This is a genomic window from Chloroflexota bacterium (genome assembly GCA_015478725.1).
Taxonomy (GTDB): Bacteria; Chloroflexota; Limnocylindria; order Limnocylindrales; family CSP1-4; genus C-114.
Map to the genome: position 1 here is coordinate 1 of JADMIG010000040.1, position 16,888 is coordinate 16,888.

16 protein-coding genes and 1 tRNA gene are annotated in these 16,888 nt (G+C 70.9%); 12 read left to right on the plus strand and 5 right to left on the minus strand.

What is annotated here, in order from left to right; genetic code table 11:
- The 3 genes from IVW53_14340 to IVW53_14350 all read right to left on the minus strand — a co-directional run.
- The coding region (locus tag IVW53_14340; protein ID MBF6606745.1) for a hypothetical protein at window positions 1-837 on the minus strand (837 nt) is incomplete at its 3' end.
- Complete coding sequence (locus tag IVW53_14345) at window positions 837-1,412, minus strand: sigma-70 family RNA polymerase sigma factor (GenBank protein ID MBF6606746.1); 576 nt, start codon at window positions 1,410-1,412, stop codon at window positions 837-839. The genes IVW53_14345 and IVW53_14340, both read right to left, overlap by 1 nt.
- 190 nt (window positions 1,413-1,602) lie before the next feature.
- On the minus strand, window positions 1,603-1,878 hold the full coding sequence (locus tag IVW53_14350) for a hypothetical protein (GenBank protein ID MBF6606747.1): 276 nt from the start codon (window positions 1,876-1,878) through the stop codon (window positions 1,603-1,605).
- A gap of 791 nt (window positions 1,879-2,669) precedes the next feature.
- Between IVW53_14350 and IVW53_14355 the strand changes: the two genes are divergently transcribed.
- Together IVW53_14355 and IVW53_14360 are read left to right on the plus strand one after the other, a co-directional pair.
- Window positions 2,670-3,164, plus strand: a complete 495-nt coding sequence (locus tag IVW53_14355; GenBank protein ID MBF6606748.1) for a pilus assembly protein — start codon at window positions 2,670-2,672, stop codon at window positions 3,162-3,164.
- An 8-nt stretch (window positions 3,165-3,172) separates the two neighbouring features.
- Complete coding sequence (locus IVW53_14360) at window positions 3,173-4,234, plus strand: Tad domain-containing protein (GenBank protein MBF6606749.1); 1,062 nt, start codon at window positions 3,173-3,175, stop codon at window positions 4,232-4,234.
- Between the two features lie 424 nt (window positions 4,235-4,658).
- On the opposite strand, the gene IVW53_14365 is transcribed toward IVW53_14360, so the two are convergent.
- The gene (locus IVW53_14365) at window positions 4,659-5,321 is read right to left on the minus strand and encodes an MIP family channel protein (protein MBF6606750.1); all 663 of its coding nucleotides are present in this window, start codon (window positions 5,319-5,321) and stop codon (window positions 4,659-4,661) included.
- 473 nt (window positions 5,322-5,794) lie between these two features.
- Here IVW53_14365 and IVW53_14370 point away from each other — a divergent pair.
- Window positions 5,795-5,871: transfer RNA gene (locus IVW53_14370), tRNA-Pro, on the plus strand.
- Window positions 5,872-5,911: 40 nt separating this feature from the next.
- On the opposite strand, the gene IVW53_14375 is transcribed toward IVW53_14370, so the two are convergent.
- Entirely contained in the window at window positions 5,912-6,088 is a 177-nt protein-coding gene (locus tag IVW53_14375) for a hypothetical protein (protein ID MBF6606751.1), read from the minus strand.
- A 243-nt stretch (window positions 6,089-6,331) separates the two neighbouring features.
- On the opposite strand from IVW53_14375, the gene IVW53_14380 reads away from it, so the two are divergent.
- The 9 genes from IVW53_14380 to IVW53_14420 form a co-directional block, all read left to right on the plus strand.
- A complete protein-coding gene (locus tag IVW53_14380) occupies window positions 6,332-7,204 on the plus strand; it encodes a hypothetical protein (GenBank protein MBF6606752.1) in 873 nt (290 codons plus the stop codon).
- A 46-nt stretch (window positions 7,205-7,250) separates the two neighbouring features.
- A complete protein-coding gene (locus tag IVW53_14385) occupies window positions 7,251-8,183 on the plus strand; it encodes an LLM class flavin-dependent oxidoreductase (GenBank protein ID MBF6606753.1) in 933 nt (310 codons plus the stop codon).
- A 110-nt stretch (window positions 8,184-8,293) separates the two neighbouring features.
- Window positions 8,294-8,785 carry an Lrp/AsnC family transcriptional regulator gene (locus IVW53_14390; protein ID MBF6606754.1) on the plus strand — a complete coding sequence of 164 codons (492 nt, stop codon included), beginning with the start codon at window positions 8,294-8,296 and terminating at the stop codon, window positions 8,783-8,785.
- A 142-nt stretch (window positions 8,786-8,927) separates the two neighbouring features.
- Complete coding sequence (locus tag IVW53_14395) at window positions 8,928-10,244, plus strand: GGDEF domain-containing protein (protein MBF6606755.1); 1,317 nt, start codon at window positions 8,928-8,930, stop codon at window positions 10,242-10,244.
- Between the two features lie 9 nt (window positions 10,245-10,253).
- Window positions 10,254-11,522: a PLP-dependent transferase gene (locus IVW53_14400; GenBank protein ID MBF6606756.1), complete on the plus strand. Its 1,269-nt coding sequence runs from the start codon at window positions 10,254-10,256 to the stop codon at window positions 11,520-11,522.
- A 152-nt stretch (window positions 11,523-11,674) separates the two neighbouring features.
- Window positions 11,675-12,985, plus strand: a complete 1,311-nt coding sequence (locus tag IVW53_14405) for a cytochrome c biogenesis protein ResB (GenBank protein ID MBF6606757.1) — start codon at window positions 11,675-11,677, stop codon at window positions 12,983-12,985.
- 5 nt (window positions 12,986-12,990) lie between these two features.
- On the plus strand, window positions 12,991-14,601 hold the full coding sequence (locus IVW53_14410) for a helix-turn-helix domain-containing protein (protein ID MBF6606758.1): 1,611 nt from the start codon (window positions 12,991-12,993) through the stop codon (window positions 14,599-14,601).
- 140 nt (window positions 14,602-14,741) lie between these two features.
- Window positions 14,742-16,103, plus strand: coding sequence for a type I glutamate--ammonia ligase (glnA, locus tag IVW53_14415; GenBank protein ID MBF6606759.1), 1,362 nt, complete (start codon window positions 14,742-14,744; stop codon window positions 16,101-16,103).
- 598 nt (window positions 16,104-16,701) lie between these two features.
- Window positions 16,702-16,888, plus strand: a 187-nt coding sequence (locus IVW53_14420) for a helix-turn-helix transcriptional regulator (protein MBF6606760.1), incomplete at its 3' end; no start/stop codon positions are given.

Below are 16,888 nucleotides of genomic sequence, written 5' to 3' on the forward strand. Positions count from 1 at the left end.
GGGCGTCGGAGCCGAGGTCGCGGGCGCCGAGGTCGAGGTGGAGCCGCCGTTCTGGCCCGCCGGGGTCGGGCTCGAGGTGGAGCCACCATTCTGGCCAGGCGGGGTCGGGGTCGGGGGCGCGAAGCTCGTGGCGGAGCCGCCGTTCTGACCCGACGCGTTCGTGCCGCCGACGTCGGGCTGGCTGGCGCCCGGGTTCGGGCCGACCGCGCCGCGAACAACGGTGTTCTCCTCGAGGGCCGCGCGCGCCGCGACCCCCACGCCATCGGTGGGATCCTCGGCGAGGGTGAGCAGCCAGGCGGTCTGCCCCGTGAGCGCGGCTCCCAGCTGAGGATCGGCGCCGGAAACGGAGCCGATCTCGGATCTCAGGTCGCGGAGTCCCGCGGTGTAGGCATCCAGCGCGGCCACGAGGCCGCCTGGATCACCGGCCCACGCCGCAGACTCGGCCTCGGTGAAGCGCGCTGTCAGGCGAGCGGCCTCGGCGTCGATCCGCGCCTGGGTTCCGCGCGGCGGGAGCGACACGGTCTCGATCGCCAGCCGAAGACCGTAGAACGGCTGGCCGGGGCCACTCTGTGCCGAGACCAGACCCACACTTCCGGCGAGGAGTCCAACGGCGAGGAGGCTCGCCGTGAAACGCCTCGCCGGCGCCCTGGATCGCCACGCGGCGACGGGTCGAGGCTGAAGTGTCGCCGCCCGAAACTCCGAGACCAGGCTCTCCCGGGTGCGCGCGACGACCTCCGGCGGGGGCGAGAATGATCGCTCGACGTCGCGCTCGAAGCGCAGCTCGATCGGGGTGGGCGCAGTGTCCGGATCGGTTGTCCGCCCGAAGGAGAACCGCATCATGCCGATCCCTCGACGAGCCGATCGGCGCGGAGGGCTCGCACGCCCTCGCTGTCTCGGAGGCGGCTGAGGGCGCGGAACTGGAGGGCGCGGACGCTGCCTTCGCGCTTCCCCATGAGTGCGCCGATCTCGGCCGGCGAGAGCCCGGCGAAGAACCGATAGAGGAGGACGTCGCGCTGCTCGCCGGTCAATCCGTCGAGCGCGGCGAGGAGCGCCGCCCGCTCCTCGGCCGACTCGATGAACGCGGTCGGGTCCTGGGCCTCGTCCGGCCGGAGGCTCAGCGCCTCGATCGGCGCGGAAGGGCGATCCCGACGGCCGAAGTCGATGAGCGCGTTCCGGGCGATCCGGAACAGCCAGGCCCCGAACGGAAGACCGCGGCTCTCGTAGCGGGGCAATGCCTCGATCACCTTGACGAACACCCGATGGAGCAGATCTTCCGCGTCGGCCGGCTCCGCGACATGGGCGAGCAGGAATCGATAGACCCGCACGGCGTAGTGCTCGTACAGCGCACCGAATGCGTCAGCGTCGCCCGCCCGAGCGAGGGTGATGAGTTCATCGACTCGTTCATCATTCATGGGAACGAGTCGCGGCGCCCGCCGTTACGGACCCTGGCCTGCGGCCCGGCCGACGCAGTGATCACGGGGTCCTCGCGTCTCCATCGCCGGATCTCGAGCGATGCTGGGGGACGACGCTATCCAGCCAACCTTGCAGCGAACCTTGCAGCGAACCTTGCGGTGGTGACTCCGGTCACCGGTGCAAGGTCGTTCAACGCGTCGAGCTCGCCGCGCCCGGTGTCGTACCCGCCAGCGACGAGAGGGCGGCCCGCAACGAGGCGATCTCAGCCGTGGCAGCGCCCCACTCAGGTTCGTCCGGGTCCGCGCCCTCGAGACGGAACAGAGCGAGGCGAAGTTCGATGTGGAGCCTCGTGGCTACGTCGTCGAACTCCGGCGCCGTCCCGGCCTCGCCCACGGCGTCGACCGTTCCAGAGACGCCGCTCGGGTATGCCCCCAGGGCCCGTCGGAAGAATCGATCGATCGTCATCCTCGAGCTCCCTCAGCGAGTGAAGAGTTGCCCGGTGAGATCCCGATGGAAGACGATCTGGACCGGCCGCGGAAGCCTCCGTCGGAACGCGCTGCGCCGCACGCCCCAGCGGCGACCCGGATCATCCCCGGCCTGACGGCGCCATTGCCCGTAGGTCCTCGGCGTTCATCCATGGCGATCGCTCGCGGTCCGGTCGGATCGTGATGGCCAGGCCCCAGCGCGCCGTTCGCCGTGTCGTCGCTCGCGCCTCACGCGCGGCCGGTCCGCTGCGCCGAGGCGCCGGTCAGGCACGCCGACTCGCCGGTCGGCACGCCCCTGGTGGGTCGCGCCCTCGTCCACGGTGCTCCTTCGCCGATCCGGGCCCGTTCGCCGATCCGGGCCCGTTCGCCGATCCGGGCCGCGTCGCCGCTCCACCGAGCCGACAACCGCGGCGCGGAAGGCCGGAAAGAGACGCTCCCGTGTCCGGGCGACGAGGTCGGGCGGTGGCGAGAAGGATCGGTCAACGCTCGACTGGAGCCGTCGCCTGAAGACGACGGGATCGCTCGCTTCGTCAGAGCCCCCGCGCCCGGAGGGGTCGCGCGTCCCTCCGGCCGGTTCCGCACCCATTGGCACCGCCCAGATGTGCCATCGCGACGGGCTCGAGAGTTCCGTGTCCATCGCTCATGGGAACGAGTCCGGCCGCCGCCTGTTACGCGATCGCATTCCGATCCGACGCCCGGGCAAGAAAACGGGAGCGGCATCCCGTCGGACCGCCGTAACGGATGACGCTCGACTGCGTTTCAACGGGCGCAATGAGGAGCACGCCGCGCATCTCGCCACGCCGTCGAGTGGGTCGCTCGGGGCAGGCGCTCGTCGAATTCGCCCTCGTCGTTCCGCTGCTGTTCTTCATGATGGTCATCATCATCGACTTCGGGCGGGCCCTCTACATCCAGACCGCGCTCCAGAACGGGGCTCGGGAAGGCGCTCGGTTCGGGATCGTCCATCCGACCTGGGTCACCGCGGCCGACCGCGCCAATCCGGACAACATCGTCTACCGCGCGAGCACGGAGCCAGCCGCTACCGTGAGCGCGGTGAACGCGACGGTCACGTGCACGACGCCGGGCGGCGTGACCTCCACCGCGACATCGCCGGTCTCGCTGTCTCCGGCCTACGTGAGCTGCGCCGTCTCGGGTGGCCGGATCGACGTGAAGATCACCTACGACTTCACGCCGCTGACACCGCTCATCAGCAACGTCGTCGGGACGAGCCTGACGCTCAGTGGCCACACCCGGATGACGATCGAATGAGGCCGGCCATGAGCATCACGACGACGGCTACCCGTCGACGCGCCAGGCGCGATCGCGGCCAGGTGCTGGTGCTGCTCACCATCGCCCTCGTCGTCCTGATCGGGTTCATCGGCCTCGTGATCGACGGCGGCTTCGCCTATGTCCATCGACGCCAGATGCAGAACGCCGCCGATGCCGGATCGCACGATGGGACCGCGGTCCTCGCCGCCCACTACAGCAACGTCTGCGCCTGGGAATCGGCGGCTCGCAGTGCGGCGGTCGACGCGGCCCTCGCCAACGGAGTCGTGAAGGCCAGCTCGGTCACCGTCGGTCTCGTCGATGTCTACGGGAACCCGACGCCCGTCTGCGATAGCGCCCGGACGATGGGTGTGTCCGTCGCCGTCGGCCAGCCGTACGACACGTATTTCGCTGGCGTGCTCGGAATCACCTCGATCGGTGCCGCGGCGGACGCGATCACCAGCTACGGCTTCGTCAACGCGCTCACCGGCGCCCTGCCGGTCGTCCTCAACCTCGACTCCGTGCCGGCGAATGTGAATGACGGCAGGGAGCATCCGGCCGTGCTCAGTCCTGCCGGCGGCGGCGGGCCTGGTCCGGTGAACTTCGGCAACATCGACCCGACCAAATATGGCCAGACGCTGGCCGACTCGTTCGCCAACGGTCTCACCATCCCGATCGTGGCTGGCAAAGGCTGCGTTCCCCCGACGCCGGTGCCCCCGACGCCGGTGCCATGCACCGCCGGCAGCATCAACGGCTTCGACCACGATGTCCTGCGGGCCCTCCAGGATCGGATCGACAGCGCCCCGACCGAGACGTGGAGCAACCACGCACCCGACAGCCGGCGCGTGGTGACCCTCCTCGTGATCAACGGCGACATCGGCAACTCGACCGTCATCCCGTCGGGCTTCGCCCTCGTCTTCCTCGACAGGGTCACCGGCGGCAACGGGACGAGCGGCCTCTGGATCCACTTCATCTCAGGCTCGATCGTGGCGACGGGCGCGAAGATCGACTACACGATCAACAACGCGAACGCCGGTCAGAGCACCCCCAAGGTCATCCGGCTCATCCACTGACGCGGGGATCACCCGACAGGCAGCCCCACGGGGCAGAAGGGATCACGAAAATGAACTACCTCCATCGGTTCACTCGAAGCCTTGCCGTCGCCGGCGCGACTCTGATTCTCGTCGTGGGTGCAGCCTTCGCGGTGTCCAATACGCCGGGGACCACGCCGACAGACTCGACCGCGTCCTCCTCTCCGTCCGCGTCCCCGGTCGGACCGACGTCCCAGGACGCCGCTCAGGATGCGACGGACGGACCAGAGGCGAGCGACGGACCGAACGCGAGCGACGGACCCACTGCCACGGACGGACCGAACGCGAGCGACGGACCGAACGCCACAGACGGGGGTGACGGGACCGGTTCCAACGGCGGCTGATCGCCTCCTGGCGGTTGCCGGCGACCACCGCGTCCGGTGCTGAAGCTGGATGTCGTGACCGCTCAGAGCGGCCGCGCCCTCACCTGGTCGGACCCGGCGCCATCGGAACGCAGGTAGCCATAGACCATGGATGCGGCGGCCGCACCGGCGATTGGTCCGAGGAGATAGATCCAGACGCCCGCGAGATCGCCGCCGACGAGCGCAGGACCGAGCGATCGGGCCGGGTTCATCGACGCGCCGCTCACAGGTCCACCGACGAGCGCGCCGAGCGCGACCGCGCCGCCGATCGCGAGGGCTGCGGCCTCCCCGACGGCGCGCGTGTCGGTCGCGACGGCTGTGATCACGAGCATGAGGAAGAACGTGAGGACCGCCTCCCAGACGAGCGCCTGAAGGTCCGAACCGGCAGGCGCGGTGACGCCGAGGGCCGCCGCCGGGCCGAGGGTGAGCCGGAGCACGGCAGCGGCGCTGGCCGCGCCCGCGATCTGGGCGACGGCGTACGAGGCGACGCGCCGCCACGGGAAGCGCCGGCCGACCGCGAAACCGATCGACACGGCTGGGTTGAAGTGGGCACCGGAGACATGCCCGAGCGCGTAGACCATCACCGCGATCGCCAGCCCAAAGGCGAGCGCGACGCCCGTGTCGGAAAGCTTGCCGACGGCGATCGCGCCGCAGCCGGCGAAGACGAGGGCGAAGGTACCGATGAACTCGGCGACGTGCGCTCTCAACCGGCGACGATGGAGCGCGGCGAGGGGTCAGCCACCCGGACCGCGATCTCGACAAAGGGCCGCAGGCGGAGTGTCAGCTCCATGGGCGAAAGCGTAGACCTTCAAGTCGCTCGAAGGTCAAGCCCCCGCAGCGAAATCTGCCGGGCCGTCCCGAAGGCGACCTCTTCGAAGAATGAGTGCAGCTCCTCGTCGACCCGCACCCAGTCGAGTGACCGACTCGGCGTCTCGACGAAGCCATCGAGTGAGACGGACCGCTGGACTCAGCCATCCTCTCCTCCACGGGCGCCGTCGCTGTCAGCCAGCGACCTGCGGCCGGTCTATCGTCCGCTGGACGGGCCCGAGTCGACATGATCCGCGACCCTCTCCTCGGCAAGGTCGGCTTCGCCCGCGGGTCACCATATCGGCTGCCCTGGCTCACCCCTTCGGGTCACGATCCGTGGGATGTCGAGTATCGTGACGGGGACCCAACCGACCGGGGCGTAGCGTAGCCTGGCAACGCGCGTGCTTTGGGAGCACGAGATCGTGGGTTCGAATCCCGCCGCCCCGACCACCATCTAATCCTGTTTCGAGACGAGGCACCGCCCGACCACTCAGAGCGGGAGGTGCGCGTCCAGGTGGCACAGGCCGAGCGACAGCGCGGCCGTGGCGATCGCGCCCTGCCACTTCGCGTCGTTGGTGACCACGATCGGGATCCCCAGGACGCCCGCGATGGCGACGAAGGGGCGGGTGAGCGTCTCGGTCACCGTCACCACGCTGATCGTGGCCATGTTCCGTCCGCTCCGGAAGAAGTCGTCGAGGAGGACCGTCGCAGCCGGGCCGGCGACGTCGTTCCCGTTCAGATAGGCGAGGAGGACCGACGTGTCGAAGACGATCGGGGCGCCGGGCGGGAGAGCCGCCTCTCCAAGCAGCGCGAGCGGCGAGTACCGGCTCCATCGGTGGTTCTGCGGCGCGGTTGACGCCCATCGCGGAACGGCGCACGGTTCGGCAACGCACCCGAACCGAGCCCGTCGATGCCGAACCCCGCACCGTTCCCACCCGTCGTCCCCATCCGGCCACACCGGCGGGTCGAGCCCGGCCTCGTCGTGGCGGTCACCCTCGCCGCACTCGTCGCCACCGCGATCTGGAAGCCGTGGACGGGATCCGCGGCCCCGCCGGGCGTCCTGCCCCAGGCAAGGGTCGCAGCCGCGGTCCAGGTGCCGCCCCCGGCATCCTCTGTGCCGGTGACGTCGGCCGGTCCCGGACCGCGGGTCGTGATCGCCCTGCAGCCCGCCGGGCCGATCCCACCGCTCGACGGACTGGACCTGCGCGCGATGAGCCCGTCGGATCCGCACGCTGCATGGGGTGTCGCGGTGGCCTACACGCCGACGCTGGCGATCGAGAGCGCGGTCTGGGGCGGCATATCCACCGTGACGCCGGTCGTCGACTGGGAGGCCATCGCGCCGCGATCGGTGGGTCAACCCGTGACGACGGCGATCCTCCGTCGCGGTTCGGCCGGCCCGACGCTCGATCATCCAGGCTCGACGACGATCGCCGTCGCGGTCACCTGGCCGTCGGACATCGCGCCCCGGGGAGTGAGCCTTCGCTGGCTCTGGCCTGCCAGGACGCAGGTTCCGGCAGCTTCCATCGTGGACGGCGGTCCCATCCCCCTCCGCGAGCCGCTGCCGCTCCTCGTCCGCCTCGCCCCGTCGAGGGTCGGGGGCGGCGGCCACACGGCCACTTTCCGGTGGCAACGGCGCTCCGGGACGTTCTTCCTGGCGCCGGGCGATCCCCCATCGACGGTCGCGGGCTGGCTCGCCCACTCCTGGGTGCCCGGTCAGTACGCGTTCGTCGTCACCCTCGCCGATGGCACCTCCCGCTCACTCCGGTTCGTCATCGGCGGCTGACGCGCCGCGCGGTGCGACGCTCCGCCGGACCGTTTATCCTCGACCCGTGACCGCTGCCGTCTCGCGACGCCCGCTGAAGGTCGGCATCCAGCTCCCGGAGGTCGAGCGGGAGGTCCGCTGGGCGGAGTACCGGGCGATGGCCCGCCTCGCCGAGGACGTCGGCTTCGACTCGATCTGGATGGGCGACCACCTCCTCTACCGGAGCGAGGCACTCGGCGCGCGCGGCCCGTGGGAGGCCTGGACGATGCTCGCGGGACTCGCCGAGGCGACGAGCCGGATCGCCCTCGGCCCCCTCGTCGCGTGCACGAGCTTCCACAACCCGGCGATGCTCGCGAAGATGGCCTCCACGGTTGACGAGATCAGCGGCGGACGGCTGATCCTCGGCCTCGGCGCCGGCTGGAACGAGACCGAGTATCGAGCCTTCGGCTTCCCGTTCGATCGCCGCATCTCCCGCTTTGCCGAGGCGTTCACGATCGTCCGGACACTGCTCCGCGACGGACGGGTGGATTTCGCCGGCGAGTTCTACACGGCTCGCGATTGCGAACTCCTCCCCCGTCCGTCCCGGACCGGGGGCCCGCCGCTCATGGTGGGCTCCAGGGGCGCGCGGATGCTCGAGATCACGATCCCCCACGTGGACAGCTGGAACGTCTGGTACGCCGACACCGGGAATCGCCCGGAAGGTGTCCCGGCGCTCCGCGACCAGGTGGATGCCGCGTGCCGGTCCGCCGGTCGCGAACCCGCCGCGGTGGAGCGGACGGTCGCCGTTCTCGTCAGGCTGCCCGGCGGATCCGGACGGGACCAGGGCGACACGGAACCGGTCGCGCCACCCCTCGAGGGTGGTCCGGACGTCATCGCCGAGACACTTCGGGCGTACGCTCGCGAGGGCATCTCGCACGTCCAGCTCGTCGTGGACCCCATCACGACCGCATCGATCGAGGCCCTCGGGGCCGTCCTCGCGCAGCTCGATCGCGAGGCCTGACCGGGCGTGTCCCGCGCACGCTGGCGATGCGCCCGGTGGGTCGACCATTGCCCACCACCGCGCCGGTCTGCTAGCCTCCGATGACCAGTCACCTCGAGGGGGACACACGGATGGCCCACGCACGGAGCCGCGCCCCTGCCCAGCGCTCGGGTGACGAGATCTCCGAGCTCGACAAGCGGATCATCGAGCACCTCCAGCAGGACGGGCGCCGGCCGTTCACCCAGATCGCCGCCGAGCTCGGCGTGAGCGAAGCGGCCGTCCGGGCCCGGACGAACCGGCTCGTCGAACGCGGCATCCTCCAGATCGTCGGCGTCACCGATCCGCTCAAGCTCGGCTTCCACCAGCAGGCGATGATCGGGATCCGCTGCGAGCGGGACAAGCTCATCGAGGTCGCCGAGGCGGTGGCCGCCTTCCCGGAGGTCGACTATGTCGTCATCACCGCAGGCTCGTACGACCTCCTCATCGAGACCGTGTGCGAGGACAACAACGCCCTCCTCACTTTCCTCACAGAGCGCCTCCGTCGGGTCGACGGCGTCCGCGACACGGAAACCTTCGTCTACCTCCGGATGGTGAAGCAGACCTATCAGTGGGGGACCCGCTGACGCCGCGCTGCGGCCTTCCTGAGCGAACACCGGCCCTCCTGAGCGAACACCGGTGACGATGCGCGCCGGCAAGGCGTGACTCCGGCTACTGCCGCACCGTACTATTGGATGCTCGGGCCCCAGCCCGGATCTCTCCGGCAGGATGCGCCCTCAAGGACCGAACGTGCTCGTCGGACCGCTCCTCGCGCTGCTCGTCGTCGCCGTGGTCGCCAACCTCGGCCTCATGGTCGTCGTCGTCGCTCCCAACGTCCGGGGACGGCCGTTGCCGTTCGTCGGGCCCGAGGCCGAACGCGACCCGATCGAACCGGTCGAGCGCGTCGCGGCCATCCTCCCGGACGGCGGCATCGCGTCCACCACGGATGGCGCCGTCGACGGCGTCCCGACCGCGACCTACGACCGGGTCGTGCGGATCGTCAGCTTCCTGTTCATCCTTTCGACGTCGGTCATCGTCGCCGTGACGGGCCTGTGGCCGGATACCGAGCCGGCTGTCCTCGTCCTCCTCGCGATCGCGGGCGTGTTCGTCGTCGCGATCCACGACATCATGCCGGCCCGAATCCTCGGCCCGGCTCGCTTCGTCACCGAGGGGTCCGTCGCGATCACCCTCGTGACCCTCCTCGTGTCTCTCACCGGACGAGAGACGAGCCCCTTCTTCTTTGCCTTCCCGCTCATCGTCGTCGGCGCCGCCCTCGTCATCGAGGCACGATCCACGGTCGCCCTCGCGGCCGCGGCGATGATCGGCTTCCTCGCCGCAGTCGGGATCCGCCCCGCGGGCGATCCCCTCTCGCAGGCCGCCATCGCGACGGTCGGCGTCGACTGCGCCGCGATCATCCTCCTTGCCTACGTCGCCGTCGTCATCGCCCGCGAACAGCGACGATCGCGCGAGGCGGCCATCCGCCTGTCCGCGATCGACTCGCTCACCGGCCTGTACAACCGGACGTTCTTCTTCGCAGCCCTCGACCGTGAGATCCAGCGGAGCGCCCGCTCCGACCGGGGGTTTTGCCTCCTCATGATGGACCTCGACGGACTCAAGGCGACGAACGACCGGTACGGGCACTTCCACGGCGATCGCGCCCTCCGTGTCGTCGGCGAGACGATCCGGGCGAACGTGCGGCGGATCGACACGGCCGCTCGCTACGGCGGCGACGAGTTCGTCGCGGTGCTGCCGGAGACGGATCCCACCGGGGCCTTCATCGTCGCCGAGAAGATCCGACGGAACGTCGCGGCGCGCTCGGTCGCCGGACCCGGGCTGGAGATACGGACGTCGCTCTCCATCGGGGTCGTCCTCTTTCCGGACGACGGCCGGACCGTGGATGAGTTGATGATCGCGGCCGATCAGGCGATGTACCGCTCGAAACGCCAGGGCAGGAACCGGGTGCTCGGGTCGGATCGGGTGACCGCGGCCACCGGCGTCGGAGTCATGGCCGAGCCGGTCGGCGGGACGATCGGCGACCCGATGTAGCATCCACGGATGCACGGCTTCTCCACCCGCGCGATCCGCGCGGCGACCCGCGCCCCCCACGTCGAGCAGCAGCCCAACTCCGTCCCGATCTACCAGTCCGCCACGTTCAGCGCCGCGGACGCGGACGAGCTCGGCGAGGTCGCCTCCGGCCGCCGGCCGGGTTATGCGTACGCCCGGATCGCGAACCCCACGGACGCTGCCCTCGAGGCGGCGATCGCGGAGATCCACCAGGCCGAGGACGCGGAGGTCTTCGCGAGCGGGATGGCTGCCATCCACGCTGCGATCGTCTCGCTCGTCTCGGCCGGCGACCGGATCGTCTGCACCCGGGCGGTCTATGGCTCCACCCGCTCGTTGCTGCAGAACGTCGTCGGGCGATTCGGGGTGACGATCGACTTCGTCGACGCGACGGACCTCGCGGCGGTCGAGACGACGCTGCGGGCGGCGCCGACACGCATCCTCTACGTGGAGACGATCGCCAACCCGACGATCGTCGTCACGGACATCGAGGCGCTCGCCCGTCTCGCCCATCGCCACGGCGCCGCGCTCGTCGTCGACAACACGTTCGCCTCCGCGTACCTCTGCCGGCCGCTCGCCCTCGGCGCAGACCTCGTCGCCGAGTCGGCCACGAAGTTCATGAGCGGCCACTCGGATGTGCTCGGGGGTGTCGTCGTCGGCGACCGGGCCCGAATCCGGCAGGTCCGCGCGCTGCAGGTGGATACCGGGGCGACCCTCGCCCCGTTCGCGGCCTTCCTCATCCTCCGCGGGCTTGCGACACTGGCGGTCCGCATGGATCGCCACACCGCCTCGGCCACGACCCTCGCGGCCTGGCTCGAGGGGCGCCCGGGAGTCGAACGCGTGTATCACCCCTCCCTGGCGAGTCATCCCCAGGCGGACGTCTGCCGGCGCCAGCTCAGCGCCGCCGGCGGGATGCTCGCCTTCGAGCTCGCCGGCGGTCGGGTGGCCGGCCGGGCGTTCATCGACGCGCTGACCATCCCGGAGCGGACCGCGTCGCTCGGGAGCGTCCACACGATCGTGGCCCACCCACCCTCCACGACCCACCGTCAGCTCTCGGACGTCGAGCTCGCCGAGACGGGCATCGCGCCCGGCCTGCTTCGCTGTTCCGTGGGGCTGGAGGACGTCCCGGACCTGTGTGACGATTTCGCGGTCGCGCTCGAGGCTGCGGCAGCCGCGGCCCGGACCGCCGGCTTCGTCGCTGGCGAGGGACCGGCGGGGACCGGCGACCCGGCCGTCGGGCCGGTCGCGGCACTCCGACCCTAGCCCGGGAGATCCCCATCGCGACGACCGCGGTCGATCTCGTCAGGTCGGCCGGCCCGGCGGGCCTCAACGCTCCGGCCCGCTTCGGACGGACGCTGTGGCGGCTGTTCACGTCCGTCGACTTCGCCGTCCTCCAGATCATCGTCCTCGTCCTCATGGCGGTGGTCGGCTTCGTCATCCGCCAGCTCCCCGGGTTCGCCCTCCAGGCCGGACCGGGAAGCACGGACTACATCACCGAGATGGCGAAGCTCCACGCTCGCTATGACCCGATCTTCAGCCCCGCGGGCGTCGGCATCCTCGAGCGTGCCCAGGTGTTCCAGGTCTTCAACTCGGCCTGGTTCAGCGGGGCCCTCGCCCTCCTGCTCGTCTCGATCGTCATCTGCACCATGAACCGGATGCCGCGGCTGTGGCGCCAGTCCGTGGATGTCCGGGTCATCCAGCCGGACGGCTTCTTCGATCCATTCCTCCCGGATCGCGCCCGGATGACCGCCGTCACGCCGACCGCCGTGGAGTCCGTCCTTCGCCGACACCACTTCCGTGTCCGGGCGGCGACCGCGGCCGACGGCGTCCGCTACCTCTACGGCGATCGCCACCAGTACACGAAGCTCGCCACGCTCTTCACGCACATGGGCCTCATCCTCTTCCTCGTCGCGGCGGCCGTGACGAGCCGTTTCGGCGTCGAGGAGGGCCTCGTCCTCGCCGGCGGGGATTCCGTCACCGTCCAGCCGATCGGAACGCCCGACCTGCTCGTGCTCAAGAACTACGGGTTCGCCGCGCCCGGCCTCGAGACCGGCCAGGCGAGGGACTTCACGTCCGATCTCGCCGTCTTCCGCGACGGCCAGCTCCTCGCCCGCAAGGTCGTCCGGGTCAACGATCCGCTCACCGTCGCGGGCTTCACGTTCCACGAGAACGGGTACGTGCCGGCCCCCGTCCTCACGATCCACGGCAGCGACGGCTCGCTCCTCTGGGACGGTCCCATCTCGCTCACCCAGACCCTCGGCGGATCGCCGTACGCGACGATGGGCGTGCCGGGTCGCGACCTGGGGATCCGGCTCCTCCTCCGGACCGGCTCGGGCGGCATCGCGGCACTCCTCGTCCTCCCGTATCGGGCGACCGGCACCGCGGCGGACGGGACGGTGACAACGAACGACCTGTTCCCGATGGCCCTCGCGATCGGCGATACGGCGACGTCGCCGGACGCCGGGATCACGGCCACGCTCAAGCGGATCGAGGGGGCGACGGTCATCATCGCCAAGAAGGACCCCGGCGCGCCCATCGTCTGGTTCGCCTTCATCCTCCTCATCCTCGGGCTGCTCATCACGTTCTACCTGCCGCGTCGCCGGGTCTGGACGCGGATCGCCCCGGACGGCGATCTCCAGATCGTCGGCCGATCGGATCGGTATGTCGATTTCGAGCGGGAGTTCGGCCGGCTGCTCGACGATCTCGTCCGCGTCCGGTCCGCCTGACGAGGGTGGCCACCCTCGGCGAGCTCCATCGGGACCTCTTCCCGTCGGCGGTCGCACGGCTCGGATCGCTCGACGGTGAGCGGGCGATCGGCTGGGTCCGGGTCCTCAAGGCGCGAGTGCCCGCGTTCGACGCGCTGGACGCCGGCGATCTCGCGCTCGTCCCGCTGTCCGCGCTCGCGATCGTCGCCGCCGGGGCGACGGAGGTGGCAGCGCTCGCTGAGGGGCTCGCGCGCAGCGGTGTCTCGGGGGTCGTGCTCGTCGCCGGAGACGTGGGGGTGGCCTCCGATCGGGCGGGCATCCTCGGGTCCGCGGGGGCCGTCGGGCAGGCGGGCACCGTCGGCCAGGTGGCAGGCGTCGGGTCGGCGGCTGCCGTCGGTTCGGCGGGTGCCGTCGGTTCCGCCGACGCCCTCGGGCAGGCCCTCGAGCGGTCGCTCGCGGAGGTGGACGTCCCGACGATCGCGATCGCCGGGGTGGACGTCGCGTCGCTCGAGCGGGCGATCATCGGGTACCTCGTCAATCGCCGTGCCGAGCTCGAGCGCCAGGCATCGCTCCTCGAGGCGCAGCTGCAGCGGCTCGCCCTCGGCGAGAGCGATCTCCCCGCGCTCGTGCGGGCGATCGGCGCGTTCCTCGGCCGAGCCGTCGCGCTGGAGGGATCGCGCGGCGACACACTCGCCGTGGAAGCTCCGGCGGATGTCGTCGCCGCGGCCGCGGCGTCAGCCGGATACCTGACCCGGATCGGGACGGCGCGGGCTCGCTCCGTCGCCCTGCGGGTCTCGCTGCCGACCGCGAGCGGGCCGTCGGGCGCGCTGCTCCTGCTCGGCGAACGCCCGGTCGGCGAGCTCGAACGCGTCGTCGCCGAGCGGATCGCCGGGCTCGTCGCCCTCGAGATCGCCCGGGACGAGGCGGTCCGGCGAGCCCGCGACGATTCCCGGCGGCCCGAGACGCTCCCGCCGGACGGACCGGGCTGGGTCGTCCTCGTCGCCCGCCAGATCGTGCCCGGCGACGACGCTGGGCCCGCCGAACGAGAGCGCCTCCGGCGAGAGATCCAGCGTCTCGCTCCGGCGCGCCGGCTCGCCCTGCGCGGCGACGTCGGGAGCATCGACCTCCGCCTCGTGGCCAGCTGTCCCCAGGACGATCCGCTCGGCCTCATCATCGCCGGCCGGATCGCCGCCTTCATCGGCCGGCCGGTGGCCGTCTCACGGACGTTCATCGACCCGGACGATCGAGCGACCGCGGAGGCCGCGGCCCGCGGCGCGCTCGAGGCGGGCGAGGTCCTGTCCGGCCCGCCGGCGGTTCTTCGAGCGGATCGGTCGCCGGTCTACCGGCTCATCGGCAACCTGCACAACCTGCCGGACGGACTTCGCCTGTCGCGGGCACTCCTCGCACCGCTGCTCAGCGGCCGTCCCACGGCGGAGCGAGTGCGACTCGCGACCCTCCGATCCGTGCTCGATCATGGATCGCTGCTCGCGGTGGCGGCGGAGCTCGGCGTCCATCGGAACACTGTGGCCTACCGCATCCGTCGGCTGGAGGCGCTCGGCGGCTGGGATCTCGCCGACCCGGAGCTCCGTCTCGCGCTCGGCGTGGCCCTCAGAATTGTGCAATCGGTACAAGACTAGAACCGATTCGCTACCTTCCGGCGCCATCACCCCGCGGTATCCTCCGAGCATGCGACCATGTCCGGGGATCGGGCTGTGTTCGCGGCACAATTGGCGGTCACCCGGCGGCGGCCGCCATCGTCTCGACCGAGGAGTGCTCCATGATCGATACCCAGCGCGTCGACGGGCTCGAGGCCATCGAAGCGGCCAAGGCGAACGGGATCCGATTCGTCCAGCTCCAGTTCACGGACATCCTCGGCCTCGTCAAGGCGGTGACGATCCCGCTCCACCAGATGGAGGGCTCCGTCCGCCACGGGACCTGGTTCGACGGGAGCTCGATCGAGGGGTTCACCCGGATCGCGGAGTCGGATCAGTACCTCATGCCGGATATGAGCACGTTCGCCGAGATCCCGTGGCAGAAGGGCGCCGGCCCGCGTGGCACGGCCCGCGTCATCTGCGACGTGTACACCCCGAAGGGCGAATCGTTCGCGGGCGATCCGCGGTTCGTCCTCCGTCGCCAGGTCGAGAAGGCACGGAAGCTCGGCTACATCGTCAACACCGGTCCCGAGCTCGAGTTCTTCCTCTTCCGGCGCGGTGAGGACGGCTCGATCCAGCCCCTCCCCCACGACCAGGCCGGCTACTTCGACTTCTCGACGGACCTCGCCCAGGAGATCCGCCAGGACATGGTGGACGCCCTCGAGGCGTTCGGGATCAAGGTGGAGGCGGCCCACCACGAGGTCGCCGCCGGGCAGCACGAGATCGACTTCGAGTACTCGGACGCCCTCCGCACGGCCGACAACGCGATCACCTTCAAGTACACCCTCAAGGCGATCGCCCAGCAGCACGGCCTGTACGCGACATTCATGCCCAAGCCGATCCACGGCATCAACGGCTCCGGGATGCACACCCACCAGAGCCTCTACTCGATCGCCGAGTCGCGCAACGCGTTCGCGGACCCGGACACGAAGTACGGCCTGTCAGACCTCGCCCGATCGTACATGGCGGGGATCCTCGCCCACGCTCGGGGCATGATCGCCGTCCTCGCCCCGACCGTGAATTCGTACAAGCGGCTCGTTCCCGGGTACGAGGCGCCGACCTACCTCACCTGGGGCCGGACGAACCGCTCCGCCCTCATCCGCGTGCCGATGGTGTCGCCCGGTCGCTCCATCGAAGGGACGCGGGTCGAGGTCCGCTGCCCGGATCCGTCGTCGAACACCTACCTCGCCTTCGCCGCGATGATCGCGGCTGGACTCGACGGCGTGGAACGGGGGCTCGAGCTCGCCGAGCCGGTCGAGGAGTCGCTCTTCGAGATGGACGCCGCGCGGATCGCCGAGAAGGGGATCAAGGAGCTTCCCGGCTCCCTCGGCGACGCGCTCGAGGAGCTCGAGAAGGACGCCGTCATCCGCGAAGCGCTCGGCGACCACGTCCTCAACCACTTCGTCGCGGCCAAGCGTGCCGAGTGGGACGAGTACCGCACCCAGGTCTCGGACTGGGAGGTCGGCCGCTACCTCGACATGTTCTGAGCCGGCCGGGCGGCAGGGGCGGGCGGGCTCGGGCGGGCGCGCGGCGCAGGGGGCGGGCGCAGGGGCTCGGGGCTCGGGGCTCGGGGCGGGCGGGCGCGCGGCGCAGGGGGCGGGCGCGCCGCCCTCGTTATCAGCCGGACGATTATCCACCGCGTTCGCCCTGACTGCGGGTCAAACGCCCGGGTGAAACCACTGCGCCGAACGCCACATGACGACCGGGAGGTCGCGAAGCCGCCGGAAGACGCCAGCCGGCCGCGCCGAAGACGCCAGCCGGCCGCGCCGAAGACGCCAGCCGCGGCTGGACGAGGCCGGACGCGCCGAAGACGCCAGCCGCGGCTGGACGAGGCCGGACGCTGACGCGCGCAGCCCGACCGGACCGGAGCCCGCCGATGCGAGCGCGTCGGTTTAATCGCCGGGCTGATGGCCGTGCGGCGACGACGCCGGACCCTCGAGCGCAGACGTGCCAGGGATCGCCAGTGAGTCGAGGATGATCGCCACCTCCGAAGATGCGCCGATGGTTCCACGCGCAACGGCGACCGCCTTCGAGCCTCGTCGGCGCGCGACCCGCGAGTCCGTGGCCGGACGGCGCCGCGCGACGATGCTCGCACTTCGGCTCGGCAGCGCCCTCCGTGAAGCCCGGATCGCGGCGAGCCTGAGCCAGACGGAGCTCGCAGCCCGAACCGGCACCTCGCAGCCGACGATCAGTGCCCTCGAGCTCGGGCGCGGCGCCGCGTCGTCGCTCGATCGGTGGGCGTCCGTATTCGGGAGTCTCGGCCTCCAGCTCG